This is a genomic window from uncultured Ramlibacter sp. (assembly GCF_936925435.1).
Classification (GTDB): Bacteria; Pseudomonadota; Gammaproteobacteria; order Burkholderiales; family Burkholderiaceae_C; genus Ramlibacter.
The window spans coordinates 1-25,002 of the sequence record NZ_CAKZHQ010000054.1; the positions used below are offsets into that span (position 1 = coordinate 1).

Annotated in this window: 26 protein-coding genes, 3 tRNA genes and 2 pseudogenes; 8 read left to right on the forward strand and 23 right to left on the reverse strand. The window is 67.1% G+C overall.

Annotation, left to right across the window (positions count from 1 at the left end):
• From Q0632_RS21910 to Q0632_RS21925, 4 genes and pseudogenes are all read right to left on the reverse strand, one after another.
• Positions 1-75: pseudogene (locus Q0632_RS21910) on the reverse strand (elongation factor Tu); the annotation flags it as partial.
• 74 nt (positions 76-149) lie between these two features.
• Positions 150-224 (reverse strand) — tRNA-Thr (locus Q0632_RS21915).
• A gap of 31 nt (positions 225-255) precedes the next feature.
• Positions 256-329 (reverse strand) — tRNA-Gly (locus Q0632_RS21920).
• Between the two features lie 111 nt (positions 330-440).
• Positions 441-526: transfer RNA gene (locus tag Q0632_RS21925), tRNA-Tyr, on the reverse strand.
• Positions 527-638: 112 nt separating this feature from the next.
• Here Q0632_RS21925 and Q0632_RS21930 point away from each other — a divergent pair.
• Positions 639-1,769: a patatin-like phospholipase family protein gene (locus tag Q0632_RS21930; protein ID WP_298934298.1), complete on the forward strand. Its 1,131-nt coding sequence runs from the start codon at positions 639-641 to the stop codon at positions 1,767-1,769.
• Here Q0632_RS21930 and Q0632_RS21935 read toward each other — a convergent pair.
• The 7 genes from Q0632_RS21935 to trpE all read right to left on the reverse strand — a co-directional run bounded on the left by Q0632_RS21935 (position 1,746) and on the right by trpE (position 8,220).
• A complete protein-coding gene (locus Q0632_RS21935) occupies positions 1,746-2,471 on the reverse strand; it encodes a uracil-DNA glycosylase (protein WP_298934341.1) in 726 nt (241 codons plus the stop codon). The two genes, Q0632_RS21930 and Q0632_RS21935, sit on opposite strands and share 24 nt — an antisense overlap.
• A gap of 44 nt (positions 2,472-2,515) precedes the next feature.
• A complete protein-coding gene (gene trpC / locus Q0632_RS21940) occupies positions 2,516-3,316 on the reverse strand; it encodes an indole-3-glycerol phosphate synthase TrpC (RefSeq protein WP_298934300.1) in 801 nt (266 codons plus the stop codon).
• A gap of 3 nt (positions 3,317-3,319) precedes the next feature.
• Positions 3,320-4,351 carry an anthranilate phosphoribosyltransferase gene (gene trpD / locus Q0632_RS21945; protein ID WP_298934302.1) on the reverse strand — a complete coding sequence of 344 codons (1,032 nt, stop codon included), beginning with the start codon at positions 4,349-4,351 and terminating at the stop codon, positions 3,320-3,322.
• A gap of 19 nt (positions 4,352-4,370) precedes the next feature.
• Positions 4,371-5,024 carry a LysE family translocator gene (locus tag Q0632_RS21950; protein WP_298934304.1) on the reverse strand — a complete coding sequence of 218 codons (654 nt, stop codon included), beginning with the start codon at positions 5,022-5,024 and terminating at the stop codon, positions 4,371-4,373.
• Positions 5,025-5,027: 3 nt separating this feature from the next.
• Positions 5,028-6,086: a low-specificity L-threonine aldolase gene (gene ltaE / locus Q0632_RS21955; protein ID WP_298934306.1), complete on the reverse strand. Its 1,059-nt coding sequence runs from the start codon at positions 6,084-6,086 to the stop codon at positions 5,028-5,030.
• A gap of 65 nt (positions 6,087-6,151) precedes the next feature.
• Positions 6,152-6,724, reverse strand: a complete 573-nt coding sequence (locus Q0632_RS21960) for an aminodeoxychorismate/anthranilate synthase component II (protein WP_298934308.1) — start codon at positions 6,722-6,724, stop codon at positions 6,152-6,154.
• Positions 6,721-8,220 (reverse strand): anthranilate synthase component I, encoded by a 1,500-nt coding sequence (gene trpE / locus Q0632_RS21965; RefSeq protein ID WP_298934310.1) that lies wholly within the window; start codon positions 8,218-8,220, stop codon positions 6,721-6,723. Before trpE ends, Q0632_RS21960 begins: the two co-directional genes overlap by 4 nt.
• A gap of 300 nt (positions 8,221-8,520) precedes the next feature.
• Between trpE and Q0632_RS21970 the strand changes: the two genes are divergently transcribed.
• Positions 8,521-9,105 carry a chalcone isomerase family protein gene (locus tag Q0632_RS21970; protein ID WP_298934312.1) on the forward strand — a complete coding sequence of 195 codons (585 nt, stop codon included), beginning with the start codon at positions 8,521-8,523 and terminating at the stop codon, positions 9,103-9,105.
• Here Q0632_RS21970 and Q0632_RS21975 read toward each other — a convergent pair.
• The 5 genes from Q0632_RS21975 to Q0632_RS21995 all read right to left on the reverse strand — a co-directional run bounded on the left by Q0632_RS21975 (position 9,102) and on the right by Q0632_RS21995 (position 14,428).
• Positions 9,102-9,785 (reverse strand): phosphoglycolate phosphatase, encoded by a 684-nt coding sequence (locus tag Q0632_RS21975; protein WP_298934314.1) that lies wholly within the window; start codon positions 9,783-9,785, stop codon positions 9,102-9,104. The two genes, Q0632_RS21970 and Q0632_RS21975, sit on opposite strands and share 4 nt — an antisense overlap.
• Positions 9,786-9,986: 201 nt before the next feature.
• Positions 9,987-11,501, reverse strand: coding sequence for a methyl-accepting chemotaxis protein (locus Q0632_RS21980; protein WP_298934316.1), 1,515 nt, complete (start codon positions 11,499-11,501; stop codon positions 9,987-9,989).
• Between the two features lie 68 nt (positions 11,502-11,569).
• Positions 11,570-11,995 (reverse strand): hypothetical protein, encoded by a 426-nt coding sequence (locus Q0632_RS21985; RefSeq protein ID WP_298934317.1) that lies wholly within the window; start codon positions 11,993-11,995, stop codon positions 11,570-11,572.
• Positions 11,996-12,012: 17 nt separating this feature from the next.
• Positions 12,013-13,206: a hypothetical protein gene (locus tag Q0632_RS21990; protein ID WP_298934318.1), complete on the reverse strand. Its 1,194-nt coding sequence runs from the start codon at positions 13,204-13,206 to the stop codon at positions 12,013-12,015.
• A 319-nt stretch (positions 13,207-13,525) separates the two neighbouring features.
• Positions 13,526-14,428, reverse strand: a complete 903-nt coding sequence (locus tag Q0632_RS21995) for a LysR family transcriptional regulator (protein WP_298934319.1) — start codon at positions 14,426-14,428, stop codon at positions 13,526-13,528.
• A 108-nt stretch (positions 14,429-14,536) separates the two neighbouring features.
• Between Q0632_RS21995 and Q0632_RS22000 the strand changes: the two genes are divergently transcribed.
• Together Q0632_RS22000 and Q0632_RS22005 are read left to right on the forward strand one after the other, a co-directional pair.
• Positions 14,537-15,799, forward strand: a complete 1,263-nt coding sequence (locus Q0632_RS22000) for an SGNH/GDSL hydrolase family protein (RefSeq protein ID WP_298934320.1) — start codon at positions 14,537-14,539, stop codon at positions 15,797-15,799.
• 79 nt (positions 15,800-15,878) lie between these two features.
• On the forward strand, positions 15,879-16,181 hold the full coding sequence (locus Q0632_RS22005) for a hypothetical protein (protein WP_298934321.1): 303 nt from the start codon (positions 15,879-15,881) through the stop codon (positions 16,179-16,181).
• 39 nt (positions 16,182-16,220) lie between these two features.
• Here the strand turns inward: Q0632_RS22005 and Q0632_RS22010 are convergent, their stop codons facing one another.
• Positions 16,221-16,439 carry a SlyX family protein gene (locus Q0632_RS22010; RefSeq protein WP_298934323.1) on the reverse strand — a complete coding sequence of 73 codons (219 nt, stop codon included), beginning with the start codon at positions 16,437-16,439 and terminating at the stop codon, positions 16,221-16,223.
• A 14-nt stretch (positions 16,440-16,453) separates the two neighbouring features.
• Positions 16,454-17,428, reverse strand: a complete 975-nt coding sequence (thiL, locus tag Q0632_RS22015; protein WP_298934325.1) for a thiamine-phosphate kinase — start codon at positions 17,426-17,428, stop codon at positions 16,454-16,456.
• Between the two features lie 70 nt (positions 17,429-17,498).
• On the opposite strand from thiL, the gene arsC reads away from it, so the two are divergent.
• Positions 17,499-17,882, forward strand: coding sequence for an arsenate reductase (glutaredoxin) (arsC, locus tag Q0632_RS22020; RefSeq protein WP_298934327.1), 384 nt, complete (start codon positions 17,499-17,501; stop codon positions 17,880-17,882).
• Between the two features lie 25 nt (positions 17,883-17,907).
• On the opposite strand, the gene Q0632_RS22025 is transcribed toward arsC, so the two are convergent.
• From Q0632_RS22025 to apaG, 4 genes are all read right to left on the reverse strand, one after another.
• Positions 17,908-19,065: a YbdK family carboxylate-amine ligase gene (locus Q0632_RS22025; protein WP_298934343.1), complete on the reverse strand. Its 1,158-nt coding sequence runs from the start codon at positions 19,063-19,065 to the stop codon at positions 17,908-17,910.
• A 52-nt stretch (positions 19,066-19,117) separates the two neighbouring features.
• The gene (locus Q0632_RS22030; RefSeq protein ID WP_298934329.1) at positions 19,118-20,386 is read right to left on the reverse strand and encodes a cation:proton antiporter; all 1,269 of its coding nucleotides are present in this window, start codon (positions 20,384-20,386) and stop codon (positions 19,118-19,120) included.
• A gap of 122 nt (positions 20,387-20,508) precedes the next feature.
• A complete protein-coding gene (locus tag Q0632_RS22035) occupies positions 20,509-22,479 on the reverse strand; it encodes a site-specific recombinase (protein WP_298934331.1) in 1,971 nt (656 codons plus the stop codon).
• A gap of 11 nt (positions 22,480-22,490) precedes the next feature.
• Positions 22,491-22,871 carry a Co2+/Mg2+ efflux protein ApaG gene (apaG, locus tag Q0632_RS22040; RefSeq protein ID WP_298934333.1) on the reverse strand — a complete coding sequence of 127 codons (381 nt, stop codon included), beginning with the start codon at positions 22,869-22,871 and terminating at the stop codon, positions 22,491-22,493.
• A gap of 42 nt (positions 22,872-22,913) precedes the next feature.
• Here apaG and rpe point away from each other — a divergent pair, with 42 nt between their 5' ends.
• Positions 22,914-23,606: a ribulose-phosphate 3-epimerase gene (rpe, locus tag Q0632_RS22045; protein ID WP_298934335.1), complete on the forward strand. Its 693-nt coding sequence runs from the start codon at positions 22,914-22,916 to the stop codon at positions 23,604-23,606.
• 16 nt (positions 23,607-23,622) lie between these two features.
• Here rpe and Q0632_RS22050 read toward each other — a convergent pair whose 3' ends face one another.
• Positions 23,623-23,868, reverse strand: a complete 246-nt coding sequence (locus Q0632_RS22050; protein ID WP_298934337.1) for a hypothetical protein — start codon at positions 23,866-23,868, stop codon at positions 23,623-23,625.
• A gap of 218 nt (positions 23,869-24,086) precedes the next feature.
• Between Q0632_RS22050 and Q0632_RS22055 the strand changes: the two genes are divergently transcribed.
• Together Q0632_RS22055 and Q0632_RS22060 are read left to right on the forward strand one after the other, a co-directional pair.
• Positions 24,087-24,209: a hypothetical protein gene (locus Q0632_RS22055; RefSeq protein WP_298934339.1), complete on the forward strand. Its 123-nt coding sequence runs from the start codon at positions 24,087-24,089 to the stop codon at positions 24,207-24,209.
• A gap of 81 nt (positions 24,210-24,290) precedes the next feature.
• Positions 24,291-24,929, forward strand: a pseudogene (locus tag Q0632_RS22060) (catalase); the annotation flags it as partial.
• Positions 24,930-25,002 lie beyond the last annotated feature (73 nt).

Here is a 25,002-nt window from a genome sequence, read left to right on the forward strand (position 1 = left end):
CTTGCCGTGGTCAACGTGACCAATCGTGCCCACATTGACGTGCGGCTTGGTCCGCTCGAATTTTCCTTTTGCCATTTTTTCGACTCCGAAAAAGTAACTAGATCAACATCAACACCGGCGCAACATCAAAAACCGCGCACCGCTTGAATTGGTGCCCTTGGCGGGAATCGGACCCGCGACCTCTCCCTTACCAAGGGAGTGCTCTACCACTGAGCCACAAGGGCGAAATTCCTTTCGCCGTGCCATCACGATCCATGGAGCGGGAGACGGGAATCGAACCCGCGTCATTAGCTTGGAAGGCTAGGGTTCTACCATTGAACTACTCCCGCAACGGGCGAACTTCAAAGACCCCCGCAGGCTCCCCTAAATCCCAATGGATTCAACAGAATCCGCTCTCACAAATCGCTTCAACACATTTCGCCTGGCCTTTCAAAAAGGCCTGGTGGAGGAGGCTGGATTCGAACCAGCGTAGGCGTAAGCCAACAGATTTACAGTCTGCCCCCTTTAGCCACTCGGGCACCCCTCCGGCGAACCTCGAAATATAGCACGGTTTTGTGTCGCCAGTCACCTCCCCGGTTGCGAAAAAAGCTTTTTGCAACCATCCCAGGCTTGCCGCATGAATGTTGCTTGATCACTTCATGAAAACTCTGAACCTGGCTCTGCAGGGCGGCGGCTCCCACGGCGCCTTCACCTGGGGTGTGCTCGACACTTTGCTGGCCGACGGCCGCATCCAGTTGGAGGGCCTGAGCGGCACCAGCGCCGGTGCGGTCAATGCCGCGGCACTGGCCAGCGGCTACGCCCGCGCCTTGCATGCCGGACGCGATCCGCGCGAGGGCGCGCGCGAGGCCCTGGCCAGGCTGTGGAATGAAATCACCACCTGGGGCACACCGGGCGCGCAGCACGCGCGCTTTGCCCGCCTGTTTTGGGGCGGGCTGACGCCAGAGTTTGCGCCCACAAACATCTTCGCCAGCGCCTTTCAAGGCCTGTTCTCGCCCTACCAGACCAACCCGCTGGACATCAACCCGCTGCGCCAGTGGCTGGAGCGCGAGATCGATTTCGAGGCCATCGCCGCCAGCCCGGAACTGAAGATCTTCGTGTCCGCCACCCACGTCAACACCGGCAAGGCGGTGATCTTCGCCGGCCGCGAGGTCACGGCCCAGGCGGTGATGGCCTCGGCCTGCCTGCCCATCCTGTTCAAGGCGGTGGAGATCGACGGCGAGGCCTACTGGGACGGCGGCTATTCGGTCAACCCGCCGATGACGCCGCTGATCGACGCCTGCGGCAGCGCCGACATCATGGTGGTGCAGATCAATCCTTTGCAGCGCGAGCGCACGCCGCATAGCGCGGCCGACATCGCCGACCGCATCAGCGAGCTGACCTTCAACGCCAGCTTGCTGACCCAGATGCGCGCCATCGACTTCGTCAACCGCCTGCTGGCCGACGGCTCGCTGCCACCCGGGCGCTGCAAGCACGTGCGCCTGCACCGCATCGACGGCGGCGCCGCCATGCAGCCCTACTCGGCGTCGAGCAAAAGCTCGGCCGACCCGGCCCTGGTGCGCGCCCTGTTCGGCATCGGCCAGACGGCCGCCAAGCAGTGGCTGCACAGCCATTACGAGGCGCTGGGCCAGCACGGCACGGTGCATGTGCGGCGCGACTACCTGGACGACACGCGCATGCCCAGCAGGCCGGCCACCACCACTGGCGCGCCGCCCTCACGAGGCTTCCGGCCCTGGCTGGCGCGCCAGCTACGCCGGCTCAAACGCCAGTGAATGGCCGCGCTCGGCCAGCCAGGCGCTGGCCTGGCGGAAGTGGCCGCTGCCGATGAAAGGCAGGGGCGGCCGGCTGGCCGACAGCGGCGAGGGATGGTTGGCCTGCAGCAGCAGGATGTCGCGGCCGTGGCGCAGCGCCGTCTCGCGGATCAGAGCGGCCTTGGCCTGGGCATGGGCGCCCCACAGCATGTAGACGCAAGGAGATGCGTTGGCCGCCACCTTGGCCAGCAGCGCATCGGTCAGCTGTTCCCAGCCCTTCTTGGCGTGGCTGGCGGCCTGGCCATCCTCGACCGTGAGGCTTGTGTTGAGAAGGAGCACGCCACGCTGCGCCCAGGCGGTGAGCGAGCCATTGCTGCCTTTGCAGCCAATCTCCTTGAAGATGTTGCGCAGCGAGGGTGGGATCCGGACGCCGGCCGGCACCGAGAAAGCCAGCCCCTCGGCCTGGCCCGGCCCGTGGTACGGGTCCTGGCCCAGGATGACGGCATGCACGTCCTCCAGCGGGGTCAGTTCCAGGGCCCGCAAAGGCTGCGGCGGATAGACCACGACGCCAGCCTCCAGCCGCTGGCGAATGAACGCAGCCAGGCCCTCACCCGCCGGGCTGCGCAGGAAGTCGTCGACCACCTCGCGCCAGCCCGATGCCACCGGCCAGTCCTGCGGCGCCCAGCGCGCCAGCCGCGCCGGCAGCGCCGCTTCAAAGCCCATATCGGCCTGTAGCCCCCGGATCATCTTGCGATTGAATTGCGCAGTCAGCCGAACAATGCGGCCAACGCATCGCCCGGTTCGTCAGCGCGCATGAAGGCCTCGCCGACCAGAAAGGCGTTGACCCCAGCGGCGCGCATCTTGTGCACATCGGCCTGCTGGAGGATGCCCGACTCGGTCACCAGCAGGCGGTCGGCCGGCACATCCTTGAGCATGGCCAGGGTGGTGTCGAGCGTGACCTCGAAAGTGCGCAGGTTGCGGTTGTTGATGCCCACCAGAGGGGTCTTGAGCTTGAGGGCCCGCTCCAGTTCGGCGGCGTCATGCACCTCGACCAGCACCGCCATGTCCAGGCTGCGGGCGATGGCTTCCATCTCGGCCATTTGACCGTCCTGCAGGCAGGCGGCGATCAGCAGGATGCAGTCGGCGCCCATGGAGCGCGACTCGTAGACCTGGTAGGGGTCGACGATGAAGTCCTTGCGCAGCACTGGCAGCTCGCACGAGGCCCGCGCCTGCTTGAGGAAGTCGGGCTCGCCCTGGAAGAACTGGCGGTCGGTCAGCACCGACAGGCAGGCCGCGCTGGTCTTGCCGTCGCCCTCGGCATAGCTCTGGGCGATGTCGGCCGGGATGAAGTCGGCGCGCAGCACGCCCTTGCTGGGGCTGGCCTTCTTGATCTCGGCGATCACCGCGGCCTGGCCGGCGGCGATCTTCTTGCGCAGGGCGCCTTCGAAGTCGCGGGTGAGCACCCGGCTGTTCGCGTCGGCGCGCATGGCTTCGAGCGACACGCGCTGTTTCGCTGCGGCGATTTCTTCGTGCTTGACGGCAATGATCTTGTTGAGGATGTCGGACATGGTTCAGGGCGCCAGTGAATTGGAAATCTGGATCAGTTGCTCCAGCTTGGCCTTGGCCGCGCCGGACTCGATGGCTGCTCGGGCCTTGTCCACGCCGGCCTTGATCGAGTCCGTCACGTTGGCCGCGTAGAGCGCGGCACCGGCGTTGAGGATGACGATGTCGCGGGCAGATCCGGCGACATCGTCCAGCACGCTCATGAGCATCAGGCGCGACTGCTCGGGCGTATCGACCTTGAGCGCGCGGTTGCTGGCCATGGCCAGGCCGAAGTCCTCGGGATGGATCTCGTACTCGGTGACCTGCCCGTTCTTGAGTTCGCCCACCATGGTGGCGGCGCCCAGGCTGACCTCGTCCATGCCGTCACGGCCGTAGACCACCAGCGCGTGCTCTGCTCCCAGGCGCTGCAGGGCGCGCACCTGGATGCCCACCAGGTCGGCGTGGAACACGCCCATCAGGATGTTGGGGGCGCTGGCCGGGTTGGTCAGCGGGCCCAGGATGTTGAAGATGGTGCGCACGCCCAGCTCCTTGCGCACCGGCGCCACATTCTTCATGGCCGGATGGTGGTTGGGAGCGAACATGAAGCCTATGCCCACCTGCGCGATGCATTGGGCGATGGCTTCGGGCGGCAGGTTGATGTTCAGGCCCAGGCTCTCGAGCACGTCGGCGCTGCCGGACTTGCTGCTGACGCTGCGCCCGCCATGCTTGCTGACCTTGGCGCCGGCCGCCGCCGCGACAAACATCGAGCAGGTCGAGATGTTGAAGGTGTGCGAGCCGTCGCCGCCTGTGCCGACGATGTCGACCAGATGGGTCTTGTCGGCGACTTGGACCTTGGTGGAGAACTCGCGCATCACCTCGGCCGCGGCCGTGATCTCGCCGATGGTCTCTTTCTTGACGCGCAGGCCGGTGATCAGCGCGGCCATCATCACCGGCGAGCACTCGCCGCTCATGATCAGCCGCACCACGCTCAGCATCTCGTCGTGGAAGATTTCTCGGTGCTCGATGGTGCGCTGCAGCGCTTCTTGCGGGGTGATGGGCATGACGCTCTCCTGGGGAGTTCTAGTGTGCTGCGGGATTGTCTGAAAAAGCCAGCTTCAAGCCAAAGCCGATGAAGAGCGCGCCGGCCGCGCGGTCCAGCCAGTGCATGGCACGCTGCACGGCGCCGACGCGGCGCGCCAGCCAGGCGGCGGCCAGTGCCCAGCCGAAGTTGACCCACAGGGCATTGAAGTTGAACAGCAGGCCCAGCAGCAGAAAGGCAAGGCTCTTGTTCTGCACGGCCGGGGCGATGAACTGGGGCACGAAGGCCAGGAAGAACAGCGCCACCTTGGGATTGAGCGCATTCGTCCAGAAGCCCTGGTAGAAGATGTCCTTCAGGCCCATAGCCGGCATGGGTTGGACCTGAGCAGCTTCTAAATTCATAGCAGAGGGCGCGCGCGACGAGAGCAGGCGCAGGCCCACATAGACCAGGTAGGCGGCGCCCGCCCACTTCAGCACGGTGAAGGCCGTGGCCGAGGCGGCCATCAGCGCGCTCACCCCCAGGGCCGCCGCGATGATGTGGACAAAGCAGCCGGCCGTGATGCCCAGCGCAGCGACGCAGCCGGCACGCGCGCCTTGGCGCAAGGCGTTACCGACGATGTAGAGCACGTCGGGCCCCGGCGTGAGATTGAGCAACAGACCGGCGGCGATGAACAGCAACAACTGGTCGATGGCCATGGCTCAGGCCCTGAAGAAGCCGCGGATGGCTGCGATGGCGTGGTCCACGCCGGCGACGTCCACGTCCAAATGGGTGACGAAACGCAGGCGGTACAGGCCGGTGGCCTGCACGCCCGCTTGCGCCAGATGCGCGAGCAAGTCATTGGCCCGCACCTTGGCCGGCCCGCCCAGGTCCACGAACAGGATGTTGGTCTGCGGCGCTTCCACCTGCAGGCCATCGATGCCCGCCAGGCCTTGGGCCAGCCGCAGCGCCAAGGCGTGGTCATCGGCCAGGCGCTCGACGTGGTGGTCCAACGCATGCGATGCGGCTGCGGCCAGCATGCCGGCCTGGCGCATGGCGCCGCCGGCCATCTTGCGGATGCGGCGGGCCCGCGCGATGAAGTCCTTGCTGCCGCACAGGGCCGAGCCCACGGGCGCGCCCAGGCCCTTGCTGAAGCACACGGACACGGAATCGAACAGGCTGGCGATGCGTCGCGCCTCGGTGCGCGCGTCGCCACCGGTTTGCGCGGCCTGGCCCACGGCCGCATTGAACAGGCGCGCGCCATCCAGATGCGTGGCCAGGCCGCGCGACCTGGCCAGCGCAGTCGCCTCCTGCAAATAGGCAAAGGGCAGCAGCTTGCCGCCCAAGGTGTTCTCCAGCGCCAGCAGGCGGCTGCGCGCGAAGTGCGGATCGTCCGGCTTGATGGCGGCCTCGATGGCGGCCAGGGCCAAAGTGCCGTCGGCCTCGTGTTCGATGGGCTGCGGCTGCACGCTGCCGAAGACGGCGGCGCCGCCGCCTTCCCAGCGGTAGCAGTGCTGCATCTGGCCGACGATGTATTCGTCGCCGCGCTGGCAGTGCGACAGGATGGCGCACAGATTGCTCTGTGTGCCGGTGGGCACGAACAGCGCCGCCTCGAAGCCCAGCATGCCAGCAATCTTCTCCTGCAGCGCGTTGACGCTGGGGTCGTCACCGAAAACGTCGTCGCCCAACGGCGCGGCCGCCATGGCCGCGCGCATCGCCGGCGTGGGTTGCGTCACCGTGTCGCTGCGCAGGTCCACGATAGCGCCCCCACGCTCCCCCACTACGTGTGGGTCGCTGCCCCCCGAGGGGGCCTTCGCACCTTGGGACGGCCCAGCGGCGCTCATGGTCATGCCGTCTGCTCCAGGAAGTTTTTCAGCATGGCGTGGCCGTGTTCGGTGAGGATGGATTCGGGATGGAACTGCACGCCCTGGATGGCCAGCTCGCGATGCCGCACGCCCATGATCTCGCCGTCGGCCGTCCAGGCCGTGGTCAGCAGCTCGGGCGGACAGGTGGCCTTCTCGATGGCCAGCGAGTGGTAGCGGTTGACGGTGAATGTCTCGGGCAGGCCGGCGAACACCCCCTCGCGCGTGGTCGTGATCTCGCTGGTCTTCCCATGCATCAGCTGCTGCGCGCGGATGATGTTGCCGCCGAAGGCCGCGCCGATGCTCTGGTGGCCCAGGCAGACGCCCAGGATGGGCAGCTTGCCGGCGAAGTGGCGGATCGCCTCGACCGAGATACCGGCCTCGGCCGGCGAGCAGGGGCCGGGCGAGACCACCAGCAGGTCGGGCTGGCGCTCAGCCACACCGGCCACGGTGATCTCGTCGTTGCGGTGCACCTCCACCTGCGCACCGAGTTCGCCGAAGTACTGCACCAGGTTGTAGGTGAAGCTGTCGTAGTTGTCGATCATCAGGAGTTTCATTCCAGGCCCTCCTCGACCAGTTCGGATGCGCGAAGCAAGGCACGGGCCTTGGCTTCCGTCTCCTGCCATTCCAGCTCCGGCACGGAGTCGGCCACCACGCCGGCCGCGGCCTGCACGTACAGGACCTGGTCCTTGATGATGCCGGTGCGGATGGCAATGGCCACGTCCATGTCGCCGGCGTAGCTGAGGTAGCCGCAGGCGCCGCCGTACAGGCCGCGCTTGGTGGGCTCGAGCTGGTCGATGATCTCCATCGCATGGACCTTGGGCGCGCCTGTGAGCGTGCCGGCCGGGAAGCTGGCCTTGAGCACGTCGATGCTGGTCATGCCGTCGTTGAGGATGCCCTCGACGTTGCTGACGATGTGCATCACGTGGCTGTAGCGCTCGACCGCGAAGGCCTCGGTCACCTTGACGCTGCCGGTCTTGGCGATGCGGCCGATGTCGTTGCGCGCCAGGTCGATCAGCATCACGTGCTCGGCGCGCTCCTTGGGGTCGTTGACCAGCTCCTGCTCGATCTGCTTGTCGCGCTCGGGCGTGGCGCCGCGCGGCCGCGTGCCGGCCAGCGGGCGGATGATGATCTTCTGGCCTTCGTCGGTCTGCTCCTGGCGCACCAGGATCTCCGGCGACGCGCCCACCACGTGGAAGTCGCCGAAGTTGTAGTAGTACATGTAGGGGCTGGGGTTCAGGGAGCGCAGCGCCCGGTACAGCGACAGCGGCGACTCGGTGTAGCGCTTCTTGATGCGCTGGCCGACCTGCACCTGCATGAAGTCGCCGGCGGCGATCATCTCCTTGGCGCGCTCCACAGCGGCGATGTAGTCGGCCTTGGCGAAGTCGCGCTCGGCCGGGAAGCTCTGGGTCTGCTTGATGCTGGGCGCGCTGACCGAGTACTTGAGCTGTTCCTTGAGCTCGCGCAGCCGCTTCTTGCCGTTGGCAAAGGCCTCACCCTGGGCCGGATCGGCATAGACGATGAGATAGAGCTTGCCCGACAGGTTGTCGATGACGGCCAGCTCCTCGCACTGCAGCAGCAGGATGTCGGGGCAGCCCAGGGTGTCGGGCGGGCAGCTCTTTTCCAGCTTCTTCTCGATGTGGCGCACCGTGTCGTAGCCGAAGTAGCCGGCCAGGCCGCCGCAAAAACGCGGCAGGCCCGGGCGCAGTGCCACCTTGAAGCGCTTCTGGTACTCGCCGACAAAGTCCAGCGGATTGCCGCCGTGCGTCTCGATGACCTTGCCGTCCCTGACCACCTCGGTCACGGCATCGGCGCCGAAGCCGCTGGCCCGCAACAGGGTGCGCGCCGGCAGGCCGATGAAGCTGTAGCGGCCGAAGCGTTCGCCACCGACGACGGACTCCAGCAGGAAGCTGTGCTTGCCGTCGCCCTTGGCGTGGGCCAGCTTCAGATACAGGGACAGCGGGGTTTCCAGGTCCGCAAACGCCTCGGCGATGAGGGGAATGCGGTTGAAGCCCTGCAACGCAAGGCTTTTGAATTCGAGTTCGGTGATCAAGGCTGAGCCTCCACAAGCTCGGCGGCAAGGCCTGCCGCCAGTTCATTCAATCTTGCTCCGGCGGGGCCGAAGCGCGGGGCACGGGCTGCCCCGTGCGGTCAGGTGCGAACGAAATGAGGCTTGCGCCAGGGCCAGGCTCCCCGGTCGCTCAAACCTGTGATCGTCGTACGGTGAATGAACATGGACCAAAGTGTAGCCCAGGCGACTAGGCCGCTCGAAAACCCTGATAGCTGGCCTGCCGCAGTGGGCAACAATTTGCAACAGGTAGCGAACGGCTGTTCTGTTCCCAGGAGACACACGATGAAACTGCTCAAACAACTGGCCTTGCTGGCCGCCGGCCTGCTGCTGGCTGGCGCGGCCCTGGCGACCGTGGATGTCTCCGGCGTCAAGTACGAGGAGACCATCGACATGCGCGGCACCAAGCTGCAGCTCAATGGCGCCGGCACCCGCTACAAGACCGTGATCAAGGTCTACACGCTGGGCCTGTACCTGCCCAAAAAGGCCGGCACGCTGGAAGAAATACTGGCCATGCCCGGCCCCAAGCGCATCAGCCTGACCTCGTTGCGCGAAATCGATTCCGGCGAACTGGGCAAGCTGTTCACCCGTGGCATGGAAGACAACATGGACCGCGCGGCGTTTTCCAAGCTGATCCCCGGCGTGATGCGCATGAGCCAGATCTTCTCGGACTACAAGAAGCTCAACGCCGGCGACAACTTCATGATCGACTGGGTGCCCGGCACCGGCGCCGTCCTGACCGTGATGGGCAAGCAGCAGGGCGAGCCTTTCAAGGAGCAGGAGTTCTTCAACGCCCTGCTGCGCATCTGGCTGGGCCCCAACCCGGCCGACTGGAAGCTCAAGGACGCGTTGCTGGGCAAGCCGGCCTAATCGAGACCGAGAAAGCGGCCGATGTCCGCCAGCGAGTCGACAAAGCCGTCGGCATCGACGGCGCGCACCGGCTCACCGTGGTTGTAGCCATAGGTCACCAGCAGCACCGGGCAGCCGGCGGCGCGCGCGGCCCGCGCGTCATTGCTGGAGTCGCCCACCATCAGCGTGCGGCCCGGCGCCGTGCCCAGGGCCTTGCAGGTCTCCAGCAGCGGCAGCGGGTCGGGCTTCTTGCGCGCGAAGGCATCGCCGCCATACACCTGCGAGAAGAAACCATCGAGCCCCTTGGCGCGCAGCAGCGGCAGGGCAAAGGCCGTGGGCTTGTTGGTCAGGCAGGCCAGCACCAGGCCGCGCGCCTGGAGCGCCCGCAAGCCCTCGAGCACGCCGGGGTAAAGGTCGGAGTGCTGGCCGTTGATGGCCAGGTAATGCGCCTGGTAAGCCACCCAGGCCTTCTCATACAGGCCGCCATCGGCGCCCACATGGCGCAGCACCGAGGCGATCAAATGTTCCGAGCCCTTGCCCACCATGGTCTCGATGGCGGCGCGCGCCACCGGCGGCAGGGCCAGCTCGGCGAGCATCCGGTTCAGGGCGGCGGCAAAGTCGCCCAGGGTGTCGACCATGGTGCCGTCCAGATCGACGATGGCGGCCTGCAAGGGGCCGTGGGGCCAGCGAATAGAGTTCACGAATTGGCAATAGCGTGCGCAAAACGGTCAACTTTAAAGGGCAACGCGAAACACCAGCGTTCACAACTGTGTTCGGCCTCCAGCTCGAACCCAGAATGGACCAGCAACCTCCTCTGCCAGTCCGCTCAGCGCAGAGCGCCCAAACCTTTGATCGTCCAGGCCCGCAGACCGTCTGCAGGGCAAGAACTGTCCAGCGCTTATTCAGCCCAGCTTGAACGTTGATACCGAGGTCTGAAGGCCGAGAGCCTGCTGCTCGAGACTTGTCGCGGCGGCCGCGGCCTCCTCGACCAGCGCCGCGTTTTGCTGAGTCATGTGGTCCAGCTGTGTCACCGACTTGTTGACCTCGCCGATACCCTGGCTCTGCTCATTCGCCGCCGTGGTGATTTCGGCAACGATGTTGGAGACGCGCTGCACGCTGGCAACGATTTCATCCATCGTCGCACCGGCATCGCGCACCAGACGGCTACCGGATTCGACCTTCTCCACGCTCGCGCTGATCAGTTCCTTGATCTCGTTCGCTGCACCAGCACTTCGCTGCGCCAGAGAACGGACCTCGCTGGCCACAACGGCAAACCCGCGCCCCTGCTCGCCGGCCCGGGCCGCTTCGACCGCCGCATTCAGCGCCAAGATGTTGGTCTGGAAAGCGATACCGTCGATGACGCCGATGATGTCGTTGATTTTCTGCGAGCTGGCGTTGATTTCGTTCATCGTAGAGACGACCAGACCCACAACGGCGCCACCCCTCTGTGCCACCTCTGCTGCCGATCCAGACAACTGGTTGGCTTGCGCTGCCGCATCTGCGCTTTGGCGCACCGCCTCGGTGAGCTGCTGCATATTGCTGGACGTCTGCTCCAGGGATGAGGCCTGTTTTTCGGTACGTGCCGACAGGTCCTGGTTTCCGATGGAAATCTCTCGCGAGGCCACCGTCATCGAGTCAGTGCCGGTACGGACGTCGGCGACGATTGCCGCCAGGCCTTGCGACATGTCGCGCACGGCCGCCAACAGGCTGGACTCTGCACCAGTGGCCACTGCAATCTTCTGAGACAAGTCACCCTCGGCCATGCGGCGCATCACGTCGCGGGCGTATTCGGGCTCACCGCCCAATTGGCGCCACACGCTGCCGATGACGAGGAAGGAGGCCAGCACCAGGCTTGCGACGACGACGATGGCGCTGAGGATGGTGGACGTCACGCTGGCCGACACGCCGGCATTGGCATCGGACAGGCCGGATGCGAAGTTTTCGCCTGCCTGCTTTCGCTGCTGCGCAAGTTCAGTCTCCAGCGCTTTCAACGCTGCCTGCATCTTCGGAATCGAGCCGGCCTGGTCACCCTGCTTGATTCCCAGGAACAGCTGTGCCGTTTCGACTGAGGCGCTGTAATAGGCCTCGAACAAACCCTTCAGCTTCGCAGCGGCGGCGCTTTTCCCGTCAATCTTCTCAATCGTTGAGAGCAACTTGCGAATACCAACCGCGCGCTCGCCTGCGTCGTCCAGACTCTTTTTCTCGCCCTCGGCCACAGCGCTCTGTACCGTAGCACCCAGCGCGTCCAGTTGCGCCGCGAACTGCGTTGTGGAGTCGAGGTAGGGATAGTCAACCGAACCGACCGAGTTAATGGCCGCAGAAGTCCGGGCTGAAAAAGCCAGCACCACGGCGATTCCAACGGCGAAGATGACGGCGGCGACGACCGGCAGCATCCAGATTCGAGTTTTCACATTCATTTCGTTCTCCAAACGACAGCGCGCCGCAGCAGCGGCGCGCATCGAGGTTTTGCGACCCCGAGTCGCGACTATTCGACGGACAGGACCACTTTGACGCTGGCGTCTACGGCCGATTTCTCGATATAGGCGATTGCATCGGGCGTGGCGGCGACATACTTCTTGATGTCCGCCGTGCTGGCCAGTTCCTTCGGAGGGGTTCCCTTGCCGGAGAAAACCAGCCGCGACCAGGCAGCCTTGACCTGGGCGGCCTGCTTGCCGGTCACCTTGGAGTAGAACTGCTCGCGAATCGCGGCGCTTTCCGGCTGGTCGACCGCGGCCGCTGCTGCGCCATTGGGCAAGCTGTTGCTCTTGCCGAGGTAGACGCTGGCAACCTGGTCTGCCGTCATGCTGGCATTCGGGCTCTTCGGGTTGACGATCACTGCCACCTGGGCTTGTGCCAGGCCGGCGGCGGCCAGAAGTGCGGCCATCGCCGCGTTCTTGATGTACTTGGTCATGATGTTTGCTGTTGGACTCAGAACACGAAGTCAGCACTAACGCTGAAGACGTTGACCGCGTCTTTGCCGAAGCCAGAGCCCGGCTTGACGTTCGCGAACATGCCATTGCCGTCAGGGCGAACATGCTCGTACTGCGCCTTCAGTGCGACATTGCGCACGGCGTCCCAGCGCACGCCGAGGGCCGTCGTCTTCTGGTTGAGAACCTGGTCGGCCAGGACGTAATCGACTGCCGTCTTCAAAGCGCCGCCGGGCACCGTGTTGACGACATTGGAATCATCCTGCTTGACCTGCGACAACGTCACATAGGGTGCGAACTTGCCGAAGCGATAACCGAACGTCGTGTACCAGCCTGTCGTGTCCGGCACAAAGGAATCGGTGCGGCGCTTCGTGTATTCGAAGTTGGCGATGATGTTGTTCTGGTCGTAGCTGGCACCGATGCCGGTGAAGCTGACGCCCTTGTCGGTGGCGTCCATCTGATTGCCGACGCTGGCGTATGGCGTTGTCCGCAGCAGCGAGACCAGACCATTCACAGCGGGGTGACTGAGAGTCAGCTTGCCTTGGGCATGGCCGAAGCGCAGCGAGACGCCATTGGCGAGTTCAGCCACCAGGTTCACGCCGACCAGCTTCTTCACGTCCAGGTCGTTGTGCTCGTACACCGAGCTCGACTGACCGGCAAACACTTGGGCAGAGACATTGCTGGTACCGAGCGGCATCTGATAGACCGCATCGACGCCATCGATGTGGCTGATCGGCACCTGGCCATAGACTTCCTGCGGCGGGCGCAGCCAGACGTTGGCGTAGCCGACATCGCGGAAGTCGGAGACTGCGAACATCGGAGCGCCCATGCGGCCGGCGCGCAGCGCCAGGGTTGGCGAGACCTGGGCCTTGACATAGGCCCACTCGAGTTCGGGTTTGAAGTTGCCGTCGCCGTTTTGCTTGGTCAGCAACTGGCCGGTGCCCGAGAATGTACTGTTGAGCTTGTAGGTGCCCTGCACGCCAAGCTTGCTATCGACCTCGCCGCTGGCCTTTTTGGTGGCGCCGTGCGGTTGGCCAACAATCACGTAGTCAGCGTCGTTGGTATTGGTGGTCGTCAGGCCGACAGTGCCAAAGCCAGAGAAGGTGAACGCCGATTCGTCAGCGGCGTTGGCCGAAGCGCCGAACGCGAAAATTGCCACAGCCACAGGGGCAAGGCGGTACATCTTTGCAATCATTACTGTCCTACTAAATCACTACTGCTAACAATCAAGGAACTGCGCTCACCAGTTGTTACATTACGGAGCGCACCAAGTCACATGGCGACCTTAGGGTTTTCGACAGTTAAGGCGTGAAGTTGAATTTTTTCGGTGTGATGTACGTCACAAACCGGAGATCGTCTGGCCAAGATGCAAGGCCTGAATCGGCGTGGCGTCTCCACTACACCTGAGCGCGCCCACATCCAACCCATGCCCTGATTCCACAAGCCACTCCTGCCAGCCCGCCCAGCGCAGAGCGCACCGAAAGTCGGGAAGAAGTCGCTTGGGATGGGGCCGTTCAATCGGCCACGCGGCCGGGCAAGCCGGCCAGGCGCTCGGCCAGGAAGTCGATCAGCACACGCACGCGCAAAGGCAGTTGCCGCCGCGCGGCGTACAACAGGTGGGCATGCTGGGCCGGCCCGGTGTGGCGGGGCAGCACCCGGCGCAGGCGGCCGCAGCGCAGCAGGTCGTCCACCATCCAGGTCGGCTGCAGCGAGATGCCGGCGCCACTGAGCACGGCATCGAGCAAGGCCAGCGCGTTGCTGACCTGGTAGCGGCTGCGCACCGGCACGGCCACTGCGCCACTCGGGCCCTGCAGCAGCACATCGCCGTTGTCGCCGGCGGCGTAGCGCAGATAGTCGTGCGCCGCCAGTTCCTGCGGCCGGCGCGGCTCGCCGCGCGCCGCGAGGTAGGCCGGCGAGGCCACCAGCACGCGCGGCCAGCGGCCCAGCGAACGCGCCACCAGGTCGGGCGGCAGGCTTGCGCCCAGCCGCAGCGACACATCGATGCGCTCCTCCACCGGATCGGCAAAGCGGTCGTCGAGCAGCAGCTCGATCTCGATGCTGGGATGCAGGCGCAGGAACTCCAGCATCAGCGCGTTGAGCCAGCGCTCGCCCAGGGCCACCGGCGCGCTCACGCGCAGGCGCCCGCTCGCCTGCTGTGACTGCTCGCGCACCTCGGCCGCCGCGTCGCGGTAGTCCTCCAGCAGGCGCATGGCGCGCCCGTGGAAGCGCTGGCCCTCGTCGGTCAGGCTCAGGTGCGCCGTGCCGCGGCGCAGCAGTCTGGCGCCCAGCGAACGCTCCAGGGCCGCGACCAGTTTGCTGACTGTCGGCTGGGTCGTGCCCAGCGCCCTGGCGGCGCCCGACAGGCTGCCCAGCTCCACGCTCAGCACAAAGGCCTCCATCGCGCGCAGACTGTCCATGGTGGATTCGAATCTGGAATGGGAAGCATGCGATTTTGCCGTCTTCTCAAGCTATTGGGCATGCCGGAAAGTGCGCTTTCCTTTCCTTGCCCACTCCTGAAAGACACCATGCCCATCCCACTTGCCCTGCGCTGGCTCCAGGCCGGCCTTGCCAGCCTTGCATGGAGCGTCGCGTTGGCAGCGCATGCCGCGGCGTCCACCACCTGGTGGAGCCCCAGCTGGATGGCCAGCACCCAGCCGGTCTGGGGCAGCGACTTCATCCTGCCCAGCGGCCTGCCGCCTCACCTGGAGCAGCAGACCCTGCGCCAGCTGGCGCGCCTGAGCATTGGCGGCAGCCGTCTGCGCGTGGTGCTCAGCAACGAGGGCGGCAGCGCGCCGCTGCACATAGCCGCCGCCTGGGTGGCGCGCCCGGCCCAGGGCGCGGCCATCGCGCCGGGCAGCACGCGCAGGCTGCGCTTTGGCGGCCAGGACCATGTCACCTTGCCGCCGGGCGCGCGTCTGGCCAGCGACCCGGTGGACCTGCCGCTACCGGACCTGGCGCGCGTGGCGGTCTCGGTCTATCTGCCGCAGGCCAGCGCGCCGGCGGGCTTTCATTTCGACGCCCGCGAGACCGCCTATCTGGCGCAGGGCGACCACAGCGGTGCCGCCGCGCTGCCGGCCAACGCCAAGCAATTGAACTCGCGGCTCTATGTGAGCGCTGTGCTGGTGGAGACGGCACAGCCGCCGGCCACCGTGGTGGCGTTGGGCGACTCGCTGACCGACGGCAACGGCGCGACGCCCGGCGCCGACACGCGCTGGCCCGATGCGCTGGCGCAAAGGCTGGCCGGGCGCGGCGTGGCCGTGCTCAACGCTGGTATCTCCGGGGGCCGCCTGCTCAAGGACGGCATGGGCCGCAGCGCGCTGGAGCGGCTGGGCCGCGACGTCTTCGCGCAGCCCGGCGTACGGGCCCTGGTGGTGCTGCTGGGCGTCAACGACCTGGGCTGGCCGGGCGGCCCCTTCGCACCGCACGAACGCCCAGCCAGCGCCGACGACATCATTCAGGGCTTGCGCCTGCTGGCGCAGCAGGCCCAGGCTCACAACGTGCGCGCCATCGCCGGCACCATCGCGCCGCTGGAGGACGCGCTGGCCGGCACGCCGCTGCAAGGCCACTACAGCGCCGACAAGGAGCGGGTGCGCCAGGCGGTCAACCAGTGGATTCGCGGCAGCGGCGCCTTCGACGCGGTGCTGGACTTCGACCTGCGCCTGCGTGATCCGGCCCGGCCCAGCCGCCTGCTGCCGGCGCTGGACTCCGGCGACCACCTGCACCCCGGCGACGCCGGCTACAAGGCGATGGCCGACCTGGTGGACCTGGAGCAGCTGCTGGCGCGGTAGGCCAACAGGGCAATGGCCTACGTGGCAGCGCGGCCGTGGCGCTCCCCCATGCGCGCGGGCTTGTGGCACTATTTTTGGAATGCCCACCCCGATTTTTCTCACCGTCGCCGCCACCGGCCTGGCCGCCCTGGGCGCCTGGAAACGCCGACGCCGGCTGGCCTCGCTGGAGCAGGAGGCGCAGGACGAGGACGCCAGTCCGGACTCGGCCCTGCCAGCGCTGGCGCACGACGACGCGCTGGCGGTGCTGGCCGCGGCCGAAGTGGCAGCCATCAAGCAGGGCCTGGGCGGCCCGCCCACGCCCAACCCGCATCCCCTGGGCACGCGCGCGCGCATCCTGTGGGAGACACACTACGGCGTCGTCTTGATGGACTGGGACAGCTGATAGAGCCGGCCGCCCGGACGGCGGCCCAAAGCGCAGCGCTCAGTAATGCGGCGGCCGCTCGTCGCGCGGGTGGCCCATGTCCGCACCACCGCTGTCGCGTTGCTGCTGCCTGAGCGCGCCCAGCTCGCGCACCAGCACGTCGATCTGTTCCTGCTGGCGGATGACGACCTGGTTGAGTTGCTCCACCAGGTCTTCGGTGAAGCTGGCCTTGATCTCCAGGTCGGTCAGGCGCTGGTCGATGCGGTCGGGTGTGGACATGGGGTGGCGCGCTCTCAGGCGAAATGGTCGAAGGAAGCGTAGCGGCGCTGCAGCGGCGCGCCCTGCGCATCCACCAGGCGCAGGCCGGGCTCAGCCTCGATGCGGCCGATGCGCGTGACGCGCGTGCCGGCCTCGGCGGCGGCGGCCTGCACCGCAGCGCGCTGCGCGGCCGGCGCGGTGAAGGCCAGTTCGTAGTCGTCGCCGCCCGCCAACACGCATTCCAGCTGCACTTCGGCGGACAATTGGCCTGCAGCACCCGTGGAATGGCCGCCATAAGCTATCAACTCCATAGCAAGCACAGTCTCGACCGTGGCCCCGACGCCGGACTGGCGCAGGATGTGGCCGAGATCGCCCAGCAGACCGTCACTGACGTCGATGGCTGCCGTGGCCAGGCCGCGCAGGGCCTGGCCCAGGCCCACGCGCGGCGTGGGCTGCTCCAGCCGGACACGGGCCGCATCGAACACCGCGGCCGGCGCCTGCAGCGTGCCGCGCAACACCTCCAGCGCGATGCGCGCATCGCCCAGCGTGCCGCTGACCCAGAGGTCGTCACCCGCACGCGCGCCCGAACGCAACAGGGCCTGGCCGGCCGGCACCTCGCCGAAGACGGTGATGCAGATGGTCCGCGGGCCGCGCGTGGTGTCGCCGCCCACCAGCTCGCAGCCATGGGCGTCGGCCAGCGCCAGCAGGCCGCGCGAGAACGGCTCCAGCCAGGCCGCGTCGGCGCGCGGCAAGGCCAGGGCCAGCGTGAAGGCCAGCGGCCTGGCGCCACAGGCCGCCAGATCACTGAGGTTGACCGCCAGCGCCTTGTGGCCCAGCGTGAAGGGATTGACGTCGGGGAAAAAATGCCGGCCCTCGACCAGCATGTCACATGAGACGGCCAGTTGCATGCCCTGCGCCGGCGCCAGCAGCGCGCAGTCATCGCCCACGCCCAGCGCGTTGCGCTGGACGGGACGCTTGAAGAAACGGTCGATCAGCTCGAATTCACCCATGCGGCATTGTCGCTTGGCCCGCCAGCGCAAGCCGCTGACAATGCGCTCTGCACCTGCCCTGCCCCTCTCCATGCCCAAGCCCCCCTCTCCCGTCGTGATCTACCACAACCCCGCCTGCGGTACCTCGCGCAACACGCTGGCGCTGATCCGCAACAGCGGTGTCGAACCCCAGGTCATCGAATACCTGCAGACACCGCCGGACCGCGCCACCCTGCTGGGCCTGATCGCGGCCATGGGCATCACGCCGCGCGAACTGCTGCGCCGCAAGGGCACGCCCTACGACGAACTGGGCCTGGACGCCCCGTCCTGGACCGACGACGCCCTGGTCGACCAGATGCTGGCCCACCCCATCCTCATCAACCGGCCCATCGTTGTCACGGCCTGGGCGACCCGCCTGTGCCGCCCGTCCGAGACGGTGCTGGACCTGCTGGCGGGTGCGCCGGCCGCGCCATAGCAGCCGGTCTGCGTTGCCGGGTACGCTAGCCGCGCCCGCGGAAGCGCCCCGCCCCCTGGCGCACCACCTCGGCCAGCAGCCTTTCCTGGCCCTGCTTGTCGCGCAGCCAGCGGGCGTCGTTGGTGCCCAGCTCGGCGTCTTCGCGCAGCATCTGCACGCCGGGGCCGGCACCGAGCTTGCGGGCGTGCTCGCCAATCTGCAGCATGGTCAGCTTGATGTGGTCGCGCAGCGGCATGTGCTGGCCGCTGACCGGGTCCACGTAGACCGCCTCCAGGCCGAAGCGGCAGGCCTGGAAGCGGTTGTAGGTGTAGACCATGTAGTCGTCTTCCTGCGGCATGAAGGGCTGCTCGTGCATCAGCCAGGAAGCCAGAGACTGCACGAAGCCGGCCAGCGCCGAGGCGCGCTCCACCGTCAGCGGCGTGTCGAAGACGCGGATCTCGATGGTGCCGAACTCGGGCTTGGGCCGGATGTCCCAGTAGAAGTCCTTCATGCTCTTGACCACGCCGGTGCGGGTGGTCTTGGCGAAGAACTCGCTGAAACCATCCCAGGTCAGCGTGAAGGGCGCGCGGCCCGACATCGGGAAGGCGAACACCGAATTGAGCCGCGCCGAGTCGAACTGCGTGTCCTGGCCCTGCACATAGGGGCTGCTGGCCGACAGCGCGATGAAGTGCGGGATGTAGCGCGACATGCGATGCAGCATCAGCAGGGCCGCATCGGCGTTGGGGCAGCCGATGTGCACGTGCTGGCCGAAGATGGTGAACTGCTTGCTCAGATAGCCATACAGTTCGCTCAGCTCGCGAAAGCGCGGCTTGTCGTAGATGCGCCGCTCGTGCCACTGCTGGAAGGGATGGGTGCCGCCGCCGACGATGGCGATGTTGAGCTTGTCGGCGCACTTGACCAGGGCGTCGCGGATCTGCGAGAGCTCGCCCAGCACCTCGGAGGTCGAGTGGCACACACCGGTGGAGATCTCGATCATGCTGGAGGTCATCTCCGGCACCACGTTGCCCGGCAGCGAGTACTTGGCCATCAGGCGCAGCATCTCGTCGGAATAGGGCGCCAGGTCGTAGTCGTGGGTGTTGACCAGCTGCAGTTCCAGCTCCACGCCCAGCGACAGGGCCGCCGAGGTGTGGAAGGGCTCCAGCCCCTGCGGCGGCGCGGCCCCCGGCTCGCCTGGCAGCGTCATTTTTGGCGTGATGTCATGCGGCGCGGCGGCATCGCCTGCCAGGCGCAGGTGGCTATCCACGCAGCTCTCCCGGTTGCACAGGGCCGCCCGCGCCCTCCACGGCCCAGGGCTTGGAGCTCTCGCCAGCCCGGTAGATGGCCAGGGTGCAGACCACCGAGCCCAGCACCTCCATCAGCAAGATGGCCGGTAGCGCGATGCTGGCGATGCGCGGGCCCAGGTTGGCCGAAGAGGCCATGAATTGCGAGACCAGCAGCAGGGCCACCGAAGACATCGGCGACATGGCGCTGCCGGTCCACAAGGCCTGGCGCCAGGACAGGCCGCTGCCCCAGTTGGCCAGGCCCACGCCCAACACCTTGGCGACGCCGCGCGCCACCACCAGCAGGGCCACCAGGCCGGCCACCGCCGGATTCCAGTCGGCCTTGGCTGCCACCACCGAGACCAGCACGAACATCAGCATCACCAGCAGCGACGAGGCCGTGCCCAGCTGGCGCGGCCAGGCCCAGGGCCGCGGGTTGAGCTGCTTGAGCAGCATGCCGCCCAGCAGCGCCGCCAGCGGCGCCGAGCCGCCGAAGTGCGCGGCCAACGCCGTGCCCGCGGCGATCAGGGTGATCAGCAGGATGGAGGTGTTCTCGCTGGTCGGGCTCATCACGCGCAAGGCCACGCGCAGGGCCAGGGCCAGCGCCGCGCCCACCACGATGGACAGGCCCAGCACCACCAGCACCGGGTAGAAGGTGTCGCTCAGGCCGGCGTCGGCCTCCGGCCTGTGCATCATGCCGGCGCGCGCGGCCACCAGGGTCAGCGCGTACAAGGTGCTCAGCGTGGCCAGCACCATGGCCCGCTCGGTCACCGGGCCGGCGGCGCGGGTGTCCATCACCACCCGGCTGAGCACCGCCGGCGAGGAGGCCATGGCGATCAGGGCCAGGGCCTCGGCGACGGCGGGCCGCACGCCGGCCCATCCCAGCAGGTAATAGACGAAGACGAAGGTCAGTGCGGCCTCGAGCAGGCTTTGCAGCAGCACCATGGGGTTGTGGCGGAACCAGCGCAGGGCGATGCGCCCGCCGGCCTCGAACAGCACCACGGCCACGCCCAGTTCCAGCAGGAACAGGCTGATGCCTTGCAGCGGCCAGGCCGCGCCGGAAAAGCCCGCCAGACCGGCCAGGGCACCGATCACCGAGTAGCCCACCACCTTGGGCAGTCCGGTATAGCGCTGGATCAGGTGGCCCGCCGCCGCCGCCACGGCCAGCAGGATGGACCATTGGACGGTGGGCAGACCGGCCGAAGGCTTGAGCCATTCGGACCAGATGGCCATGATTTCATGCATTGCGTGTCCCCCGGCGGGCACTGTAGCAGCACCCCATGGCTGGGCTTGTAGGAGGATGCGCCATCGGAATGCTACTGAATTGATAGCTACTCAAGCCCTTTGTACGGGGGCTACGTGCCGATTCAGTCCCGCACAGGGAGAAAGAAGCTGGCCGGGCGTCGGCGGCAGCGTGCCAGCACGGCGCTGCGGATGCGGATGCGGTCGACGCCGCTGACGTTGTGCGCTCGCAGGGCCAGGCGAAAGGCCAGGAAGAAGCTCACCACCAGGTTGAGCATGCCGATCAGCGGGATGCCGGCGGCGCACCACCACAGCTCGGGCATGGTCAGCGCGTCCAGTCCATAGGCGGCCGCCGCTGCCGCCAGCTGCCCGGACGACAGCGTCACGTGCCGCGCCTCCAGGCCGATGCTCAGGAAGGCCAGCACCGGCGGCACCAGGCCGAGCATGAAGCCCAGCGAGATGTTGGAGGCAAAGCCAGAGATGTTGCGCCGCATGAAGCTGGCCCAGCGGTCGGCGCGCGCCGTGCCCAGCGCCGCCGTGATGCGCGGGTTGTAGCGCATGGCCGAGTCCAGCCGGTGCAGCACGAACCAGTTCTCGGTCCAGCCGGCAATCAGGCTGGAGACAAACAGCAGCACGCCGGTGCAAGCGGCAAACAGCAGCGTCGTGGGGTTGAGCAGGTGCAGCGTGTGAAAGACATGGTCGGCCTCGACGCGGTCGATCATGGGATGGCCCAGACCCCACTGCATGGCCAGGCTGATGGCCAGCACGCAGGGCACGACCATGCCGACGTTGCCCACCACCGCCGCCGCCTGCGAGCGCACCAGGTAGGCCACCTCGTCGACGAACTCCTCCACCTTGGCCAGCGAGCTCAGGTCCTTGAGCTTGGCCGCCATCGCCGGCGCCGTCATGGCCGGCTGCTTGGTCGCCAGGGTCCAGTGCATCAGCTGGATGAAGACAAAGCTGGCGGCATACATGGCGCCAGCCCAGAAGCCCGCCCAGAAGGCGCCCAGGGCCAGGGCACCCAGCGCGAACTTGGCCAAGGTCGTAATGGCGGTGGCGGCGCCGCCGCCTGCGGCCTGGGCCAGCATGCCGCGGTATTCGGCCGGCGTGCGGGTGATGTAGTGCTCGCCGGTCTCGGCGCTGCGCTCGGCCACCTTGGCCGCCAGCAGCGAAGAATTGGCCGCCAGCAGGGCGCGCAGGCTGCGCCGCTCGCGCCCCAGCGCCGCCAGCCGGCCAACCAGGCGCGCGGCGCTGGCCGTCGGCTCGGCCGCCAGCAGGCAGTCCATCAGCTCGCGCACGCGCAGCAGGCGCTCACGCAGCTGGCGCAGCATGAAGACCAGGCCGACCGAGATGCCGTGCTCGTTCAGGTGCGGGTAGACGCTGGCCGCGGCAGCACGGCAGGCTTCCAGGCGCTCGCGCAGGCGCGCCGCGGCCGCATCCACCGCCTCGGCCTCGCGCGGCGTGGCGATGAAGGCCGAGCGAAAAGCCTGCACGTCCATCGCCAGGTCGTGGAAGGGCTGCATCTCGCGCGCCGGCGTGCTCATGCGCTGGCGCAGGCCAGCCGAAAATCCCGCCGCGCTGATCTGGCTGGCGCAGTAGTTGATGGCTTCCAGCACCTCGTGCTGCCAGTGCGTCAGGCCCGGCACAGGCGAGGCCGTTGTCAGCAGCTGGGCCAGCCGGGCCAGGGTGTCGGCGTCCAGCGCGGCGATCCAGGCGGCGTCGCGCGGGTGCGGCATGGCCAGGCTGAACAGCTCGGCGCTGTCGCTGGTCTCGGGCGTGGCGGGCAGGAATTTCTGCCGCATGCGCTCATTGAGTTCGCTCAGAAAGGCCATGCGCGCGGCAAAGCCGAAGTCGGCCAGCCAGACCGCGCCGTCCACCGTGTTGGCCAGCACCAGCCACCAGGCCCGCACGCGCTCACGCGCCTCCGGCCGCGCGTCCAGCGCATCGAGCAGCAGGCGCACGCGGCTGGCGGCCGCCCCCGGCTGGGCGTCGCTCTTGCCGCGCACCCAGTCCAACAGGGCGATCACCCACAGATGGCGCTGGGCCAATGGGGCTTGCGGGTCGACGCTGTCCAGCAGCTGGTTGAGGTCAGCCACAGCTTGGGGCTTCAATGAAGGACGCGGGCGCTGCCGTCGTCCAGCACGAAGACCGGGATCTCCACCTCGAAGCGCTCGCCGTCCTCGGCCACGCAGAAGTAGCTGCCCTGCATGGTGCCCGAGGGCGTGCGCAGGCGGGCGCCGCTGCTGTACTGGAAGGCTTCGCCCGGCGGGATCAGGGGCTGGTGGCCGACCACGCCCAGGCCCTTGACCTGTTCGACCTGGCCGGCGGCGTCGGTGATGACCCAGTGGCGCGAGATCAGCTGGGCCGGCACTTCGCCGCTGTTGGTGATGGTGATTCTGTAAGAGAAGCTATAGATGCCCTGGGCCGGCGAGGACTGCTCGGGCACATATTGGGGAACGACATCCACCTTGAACTGGTACTTGGCCATCGGCGGATGGTAACTGCTAGTCCAACCTGCGAAAATCGGGCCATGAGCAAAATCCACCGCATTGCCCCGTCCATCCTCTCGGCCGACTTCGCCCGCCTGGGCGAGGAAGTGAAGAACGTCATCGCCAGCGGCGCTGACTGGATCCACTTCGATGTGATGGACAACCACTACGTGCCAAATCTCACCTTCGGCCCCATGGTCTGCGCGGCGCTCAAGCCACATGCCAAGACCCCCGCGGGCCAGGCTGTGCCGATCGACGTGCACCTGATGGTCCAGCCCGTCGACGCCCTGGCCCAGGCCTTCGCCGAGGCCGGCGCCGACTACATCAGCTTCCACCCGGAAGCTTCGGGCCACGTGCACCGCAGCGTGCAGGCCATCAAGGCCAAGGGCTGCAAGGCCGGCCTGGTGTTCAACCCGGCCTCGCCCATGGACGTGCTGGACTGGGTGATCGATGACATCGATCTCATCCTGATCATGAGCGTGAACCCGGGCTTTGGCGGCCAGAGCTTCATCGATTCGGCGCTGCGCAAGATCGAGCAGGCGCGCAAGCGCATCGATGCGTCGGGCAAGGACATCCGGCTCGAAGTGGACGGCGGCATTAAGACCGACAACATCGCGCGGGTGGCGGCCGCCGGCGCCGACACCTTCGTGGCCGGCAGCGCCATCTTTGGCAAGACCGACTACAAGGCGGTGATCGACGCCATGCGCGCGGCGCTTGCGACGCGCGCCTCCTGATTCGGCGTCCAACTCACTAGCGCTTGAGCTTGTCGTAGGCCGCACCCATGGGCGGCCCCTTGTCGGTGTCGACCCGGCCCTGTGCCAGGTCGGTGTGCGCCATCTTTCCCATCTGACGGCCTGACGCCTCGCCCTGCGGCTGGCTGTCCGCCGACTCGTCGCGCTCATGCGGCAGGCGCGGCACCCGCTTGGGTGCCTGGGTCTCGCCCTGCGCCGCAACAGTGTTGCCCGGGCGCGTCCGGCTGGGTCTTCGCAGCTGCATGGCTCGTTCCTTTCGATGGGTGAGCTCCCATCGTGCTGCCTGGCGCGGCGTTACGGGGTAGGACGCGGGCGCTTTTTTTCGTGTGGGAGCCGTCCTACCGCGTTTGACCACGCTTGCTGACAAACCGGCCCGCTGCCCGGCTACGGGTAGCACCCATGAGTTTGCCTAAGCTGGCAGCCATTGACCCTTTGCCGGGTCTGGCCCTTCAAGGAGTGGACATGGACTTGCTTGCCGGCATCCCGGACTGGCTGATCTGGAGCGTGGCCGGCGCGGCCGGCATGGTCGCCGCGGTGGCGGTGGCCAACACCATCCGGGCCCTGCTCGATTTCGAAACCCAGTGATCCCCATCCGCAGCGCGGCGCACCTCGCAGGGCGCGTCGCCTTCTTTTTGTCCGCAGCAACACAGTTTTTCCGGAGTCGCCATGGCACAGCCCAAACAGGATCCCCAGCGCAGCAAACCCAAGGCCAAGGCCGGTGACAGCGCCAAGCTCAAGCAGCTGGAGGCTTCGACGCAGGAGCCGCAAAACCTGCTGACCACCAACCAGGGCGGCGTCATCCCCGACAACCACAACTCGCTCAAGGCAGGCGTGCGCGGGCCAACCCTGCTGGAAGACTTCATCCTGCGCGAGAAGATCACCCACTTCGACCATGAGCGCATCCCCGAGCGGGCTGTGCATGCGCGCGGCAGTGCCGCCCACGGCTACTTCGAGCTGACCAAGTCGCTGTCGCAGGTCACCAAGGCCGACTTCCTGCAGGAACCGGGCACGCGCACGCCGGTGTTCGTCCGCTTTTCCACCGTGGCCGGCGAGCGCGGCTCGGCGGACACGGTGCGCGACGTGCGCGGCTTCGCCGTCAAGTTCTACACCCGCGAAGGCAACTACGACCTGGTGGGCAACAACATCCCGGTGTTCTTCATCCAGGACGCGATGAAATTCCCCGACCTGGTCCACGCCGTCAAACCCGAGCCGCACCACGGCATGCCACAGGCGGCCAGCGCGCACGACACCTTCTGGGACTTCGCCTCGCTGATGCCCGAGACCACCCACATGCTGATGTGGGCCGAGGCTGTGTGGAAACACTCCGGCCCTTGCGCTGATCGATGACCGAAGGCCGCCGAACGGCGGCAAGTTCATA

Coding starts and splice junctions, on each gene's coding strand:
- Q0632_RS21930 (WP_298934298.1), top strand. CDS start 639: ATGAAAACTCTGAACCTGGCTCTGCAGGGCGGCGGCTCCCACGGCGCC.
- Q0632_RS21935 (WP_298934341.1), bottom strand. CDS start 2,471: ATGGGCTTTGAAGCGGCGCTGCCGGCGCGGCTGGCGCGCTGGGCGCCG.
- trpC (WP_298934300.1), bottom strand. CDS start 3,316: ATGTCCGACATCCTCAACAAGATCATTGCCGTCAAGCACGAAGAAATC.
- trpD (WP_298934302.1), bottom strand. CDS start 4,351: ATGCCCATCACCCCGCAAGAAGCGCTGCAGCGCACCATCGAGCACCGA.
- Q0632_RS21950 (WP_298934304.1), bottom strand. CDS start 5,024: ATGGCCATCGACCAGTTGTTGCTGTTCATCGCCGCCGGTCTGTTGCTC.
- Q0632_RS21960 (WP_298934308.1), bottom strand. CDS start 6,724: ATGAAACTCCTGATGATCGACAACTACGACAGCTTCACCTACAACCTG.
- Q0632_RS21970 (WP_298934312.1), top strand. CDS start 8,521: ATGAAACTGCTCAAACAACTGGCCTTGCTGGCCGCCGGCCTGCTGCTG.
- Q0632_RS21980 (WP_298934316.1), bottom strand. CDS start 11,501: ATGAATGTGAAAACTCGAATCTGGATGCTGCCGGTCGTCGCCGCCGTC.
- Q0632_RS21985 (WP_298934317.1), bottom strand. CDS start 11,995: ATGACCAAGTACATCAAGAACGCGGCGATGGCCGCACTTCTGGCCGCC.
- Q0632_RS21990 (WP_298934318.1), bottom strand. CDS start 13,206: ATGATTGCAAAGATGTACCGCCTTGCCCCTGTGGCTGTGGCAATTTTC.
- Q0632_RS21995 (WP_298934319.1), bottom strand. CDS start 14,428: ATGGACAGTCTGCGCGCGATGGAGGCCTTTGTGCTGAGCGTGGAGCTG.
- Q0632_RS22000 (WP_298934320.1), top strand. CDS start 14,537: ATGCCCATCCCACTTGCCCTGCGCTGGCTCCAGGCCGGCCTTGCCAGC.
- Q0632_RS22005 (WP_298934321.1), top strand. CDS start 15,879: ATGCCCACCCCGATTTTTCTCACCGTCGCCGCCACCGGCCTGGCCGCC.
- Q0632_RS22010 (WP_298934323.1), bottom strand. CDS start 16,439: ATGTCCACACCCGACCGCATCGACCAGCGCCTGACCGACCTGGAGATC.
- thiL (WP_298934325.1), bottom strand. CDS start 17,428: ATGGGTGAATTCGAGCTGATCGACCGTTTCTTCAAGCGTCCCGTCCAG.
- arsC (WP_298934327.1), top strand. CDS start 17,499: ATGCCCAAGCCCCCCTCTCCCGTCGTGATCTACCACAACCCCGCCTGC.
- Q0632_RS22025 (WP_298934343.1), bottom strand. CDS start 19,065: ATGACGCTGCCAGGCGAGCCGGGGGCCGCGCCGCCGCAGGGGCTGGAG.
- Q0632_RS22030 (WP_298934329.1), bottom strand. CDS start 20,386: ATGCATGAAATCATGGCCATCTGGTCCGAATGGCTCAAGCCTTCGGCC.
- apaG (WP_298934333.1), bottom strand. CDS start 22,871: ATGGCCAAGTACCAGTTCAAGGTGGATGTCGTTCCCCAATATGTGCCC.
- rpe (WP_298934335.1), top strand. CDS start 22,914: ATGAGCAAAATCCACCGCATTGCCCCGTCCATCCTCTCGGCCGACTTC.
- Q0632_RS22050 (WP_298934337.1), bottom strand. CDS start 23,868: ATGCAGCTGCGAAGACCCAGCCGGACGCGCCCGGGCAACACTGTTGCG.
- Q0632_RS22055 (WP_298934339.1), top strand. CDS start 24,087: ATGGACTTGCTTGCCGGCATCCCGGACTGGCTGATCTGGAGCGTGGCC.